Here is a 1404-nt window from a genome sequence, read left to right as displayed (position 1 = left end):
TTAAAAATGAAGTTTTAAATCAATCTAAAGTATATATGAGTAAACTTGGTCTGACAGTTACCAATGCTTAATCAGTGAGGCACCTATCTCAGCGATCTGTCTATTTCGTTCATCCATAGTTGCCTGACTCCCCGTCGTGTAGATAACTACGATACGGGAGGGCTTACCATCTGGCCCCAGTGCTGCAATGATACCGCGAGACCCACGCTCACCGGCTCCAGATTTATCAGCAATAAACCAGCCAGCCGGAAGGGCCGAGCGCAGAAGTGGTCCTGCAACTTTATCCGCCTCCATCCAGTCTATTAATTGTTGCCGGGAAGCTAGAGTAAGTAGTTCGCCAGTTAATAGTTTGCGCAACGTTGTTGCCATTGCTGCAGGCATCGTGGTGTCACGCTCGTCGTTTGGTATGGCTTCATTCAGCTCCGGTTCCCAACGATCAAGGCGAGTTACATGATCCCCCATGTTGTGCAAAAAAGCGGTTAGCTCCTTCGGTCCTCCGATCGTTGTCAGAAGTAAGTTGGCCGCAGTGTTATCACTCATGGTTATGGCAGCACTGCATAATTCTCTTACTGTCATGCCATCCGTAAGATGCTTTTCTGTGACTGGTGAGTACTCAACCAAGTCATTCTGAGAATAGTGTATGCGGCGACCGAGTTGCTCTTGCCCGGCGTCAATACGGGATAATACCGCGCCACATAGCAGAACTTTAAAAGTGCTCATCATTGGAAAACGTTCTTCGGGGCGAAAACTCTCAAGGATCTTACCGCTGTTGAGATCCAGTTCGATGTAACCCACTCGTGCACCCAACTGATCTTCAGCATCTTTTACTTTCACCAGCGTTTCTGGGTGAGCAAAAACAGGAAGGCAAAATGCCGCAAAAAAGGGAATAAGGGCGACACGGAAATGTTGAATACTCATACTCTTCCTTTTTCAATATTATTGAAGCATTTATCAGGGTTATTGTCTCATGAGCGGATACATATTTGAATGTATTTAGAAAAATAAACAAATAGGGGTTCCGCGCACATTTCCCCGAAAAGTGCCACCTAAATTGTAAGCGTTAATATTTTGTTAAAATTCGCGTTAAATTTTTGTTAAATCAGCTCATTTTTTAACCAATAGGCCGAAATCGGCAAAATCCCTTATAAATCAAAAGAATAGACCGAGATAGGGTTGAGTGTTGTTCCAGTTTGGAACAAGAGTCCACTATTAAAGAACGTGGACTCCAACGTCAAAGGGCGAAAAACCGTCTATCAGGGCGATGGCCCACTACGTGAACCATCACCCTAATCAAGTTTTTTGGGGTCGAGGTGCCGTAAAGCACTAAATCGGAACCCTAAAGGGAGCCCCCGATTTAGAGCTTGAAGGGGAAAGCCGGCGAACGTGGCGAGAAAGGAAGGGAAG

The 1404-nt window shown here is 45.6% G+C and carries 1 protein-coding gene; it reads right to left on the bottom strand.

The annotated features are described in order from the left end of the window. Positions 1-57: 57 nt before the first annotated feature. Positions 58-918: a class A beta-lactamase TEM-171 gene (locus tag ACGH6P_RS10970; protein WP_015058867.1), complete on the bottom strand. Its 861-nt coding sequence runs from the start codon at positions 916-918 to the stop codon at positions 58-60. Positions 919-1404: the final 486 nt, after the last annotated feature.

The organism is Gilliamella sp. CG25 (assembly GCF_046635705.1).
In the GTDB taxonomy this organism is placed as follows: Bacteria; Pseudomonadota; Gammaproteobacteria; order Enterobacterales; family Orbaceae; genus Gilliamella; species Gilliamella apicola_I.
The sequence above is the reverse complement of the archived record's forward strand: the minus strand, read 5'-3'. Positions and strand labels throughout refer to the sequence as shown.

Coding starts and splice junctions, on each gene's coding strand:
- ACGH6P_RS10970 (WP_015058867.1), bottom strand. CDS start 918: ATGAGTATTCAACATTTCCGTGTCGCCCTTATTCCCTTTTTTGCGGCA.